Raw genomic sequence first — 3,122 nt, 5'->3', positions numbered from 1 at the left:
GCGCCGCCGCGGAACTGGAAGAACTCGTTGAAATCGATCAGGTCGGCGCTGACCGTGTCGTCGCCGGTGCCGCCGACCAGCATCAGCCCGCCGGTGATCCCGTCGATCAGGTTGACGCCTTCCAGTGTGTCGGTGCCGCCGGACTTCACGACCGTGCCCGAGATGTTGCCGATACTCGCGTTGATGCCCAGGGACTGGTCGTCGTAGAGGAGGGCGAAGAAGCCTTCGCCCGGCGCGATGAATTCGATCAGATTGCTGTCTGCGCCGGGCCGGATGATGTCGCCCGAACCGTCGTTCGCGCCGGGCCGAAGCGTGTCCGCGCCATTGCCGCCGATCAGCGTGTCCTGTCCAGCGCCGCCTTCCAGCAGGTCGGCGCCCTCGCCGCCGACCATGCTGTCATTGCCGGTGCCGCCGCGCAGCACGTCATCTCCGGCATTGCCGGTCAGGGTGTCGTCGCCGGCATTGCCGAACAGCAGGTCCGTATCTGCCCCGCCCGTCAGCGCATTGGCGCCGGCGTCGCCGGCCTGCGCCAGACCCGTGGAATCGAGGCCGAAGAAGATGGCGATCTGGTCGTAGGAAACCGCGCCGGCGTCGTCATAGCGGGTGGTCACGGCGATATCGTCGAAGCCGTCGCCGTTGATGTCGCCGATCATGGCGACGCCCTGGCCGAGATAGATATTGTCCACCGGTGCAGAGGTGATGGTGACGCCGTCGGTGCCGTCGATCGTGGACAGGTCGAAACTCGTCTCGGCAACCGCCTGGCCGGGGCCGAAGATGACATAGGCCTCGCCGACATTGCTGTAGCTGCCGTAGTCGACGCCTTCGGCGCCGATGACGAAATCGGCTATGCCATCGCCGTTGAAGTCGCCGCCGCCATCGATCGAGGAACCCAGCCGGTCCCCCGCCGCGAGTCCGTCGAAGGACACGCCCTCGCCGGCCTGAAGATTGGTGAGGTCCGCCTGCGCGCCGGCGGCGTTGGCGTTGCCGAACAGCAGGAAGACGCGGCCCTCATCGGTGTAGGAACCGGAGATGGCCGTCCCGGGCGCGCTGATGAGAAAATCGTCGAAACCGTCGCCATTGACGTCTTCGGTCCCGGCAATGGTCGAGCCCAGACCGTCGCCGCTCTGTCCCTGGCTGAGCTGGAAGGCGTCGCCGTTGGCGATCAGGTTCTGGAGGTCGAGATTGCCCAGCGGCTCGCCCTGGCCGAAGACGACACTGACGGTCGGGGGGCTGAAGGGCTCGCCGGCGAGGTAGTGGCTCAGGCCGATATCGTCGAAGCCGTCGCCGTTGAAGTCGCCGATGAAGCTCGCTTCGGTGCCGATATAGGAGGAAAACGCGCCGCCCTGGATGCCGATGGCGTCACCCGCAGTGACCAGCGAATCCATGGTCGCGCTGGCCGCGAAACCGCCGGCATTGCCGAAGACGACGAAGACCTGGCCGGCATTGCTGTAGCTGCCGTAATTGTAGCGGTCGTCGCTGATGATCAGGTCGTCGAAGCCGTCGCCGTTGAAGTCGCCGCCTCCGGCGATGTTCTGGGCGAAGCTGTCGAATGACGCCGAACTGCCCGCCGTCACCTTGAAGCCGTTGGTCCCGTCGAGCCCGGCGAGATCGATGTCCTGGCCGAGGCCGTTGGCGTCACCGAAGACAACCGCTACCTGACCGTTGCCGCTGACGCTGTCGGTGTAGAAGCCCGGCACGGCGACAGCGAAATCGAGGAAGCCGTCGCCGTTCATGTCGCCGACCGAAGTGACATTGTAGCCGGAGTACTCACCGCCGCCGGCGCCGCTGTCGAGGACGCCGATGGCCCCGCCGCCGGCGATCAGGCTCGATTCGGTATTGTCGAGATCGGGCGCCGCATCGCCGAACAGGACGAACGATTCGCCATTGCCGCCATTGCCGAAGGGTGCGCCGACCAGCACATCGTCCAGGCCGTCGCCGTTGACGTCGCCCACGCCGTCGCCGGACTCGCCGAAGCCGGTATTGTTCTGGCTGCTGCCGACGAAGAAGCCGTTCGTGCCGTCGATGTCGTCGACCGAGAACTGCGCCGTGGGCGTGAAGTCGAAGACGAAGTCGTCGGCCGCCAGATCGGCGACCAGCACGTTTTCCAGCACCAGCGCGTCGTCGCCGTCGAGCTGGATGGTGGTGTTCGTGCCGTCGTCGCTGGACACCCCCTGCACCTCGGCGAGATTGCTGAAGCCGAAGGCGATGAGGTCGATGACGTCCGGGCTGCCGGCGCCGGCGGTGAAGTCGGTGATGGTGTTGTTCAGCCCGATGCCGTCGCCGACGATGAACAGATCATCGCCCGCGCCGCCGGTCATCGTCGTGCCCGCGCCGAAGGTCAGCGTGTCGTCGCCGGTGGTGCCCACCACGGCCTCGAAGCCGCTGACCGTCTCGGCGTTGCCGCTGCCGTCATTGGCCACCGCACCGGTGGAGAGGTCAACCACCGCCGGCTGCAGGCCGGGCGAGAAGTCCAGCGTGTCGCTGCCGAGCCCGCCGAAGAGCGTGTCGACGCCGTCGCCGGAGAAGACCAGGTCGTCGCCGTCGCCGCCGAAGACGATGTCGTCGCCGCCATTGCCGAAGGCGCTGCCGCCGATCGTGTCGTTTCCGGCGCCGCCTTCCAGCGTGTCGGCGCCGTCATTGCCGAGCAGGGTGTCGGCGCCGTCCTGACCTTCCAGCCGGTTGGCGAACCCGTCGCCGGAGAGCGTGTCGTCCAACCCTGTGCCCGCCAGCGCCTCGATACCCGAGAACGAATCCGAATCCCCGAAGCCGTCGGTCGCGCCGCCCAGCGAAAGGTCGGCATTGACGCCCTGAGACGCGCCGTCGTCGTCGAAGGCGACCTCGTCGAAGCCGTTGCCGCCGATGAAGGTGTCGTCGCCCGCGCCGCCCAGGAACTCGTCGTCGCCGTCGCCGCCGTCGAGCTGGTTGGCGTTGGCGTCGCCCTCGATCACGTCGTCCAGCGCGGTGCCGCGCACGTGCTCGATATTGCTCAGCAGATCGACATCGCCGAAGGCGTCGCGGCCGATCCCGAAAGCCAGCGAGACGGCGACGCCGTTCTGCGCCTCGGCGAAGTTCGACTGGGCCGACGAGTAGTCGATGGTGTCCTGACCCAGCCCGCCATCGAC

General features: G+C 67.2%; 1 protein-coding gene. It reads right to left on the bottom strand.

What is annotated here, in order from left to right; genetic code table 11:
* The coding region (locus CWC60_RS16580) for a beta strand repeat-containing protein (RefSeq protein ID WP_109795047.1) at positions 1-3,122 on the bottom strand (3,122 nt) is incomplete at both ends.

Origin of the sequence: Minwuia thermotolerans (assembly GCF_002924445.1) — a bacterium.
GTDB lineage: Bacteria > Pseudomonadota > Alphaproteobacteria > Minwuiales > Minwuiaceae > Minwuia > Minwuia thermotolerans.
Note: the sequence above shows the minus strand (reverse complement) of the source record. Positions and strands in the feature narration are given on the sequence as shown.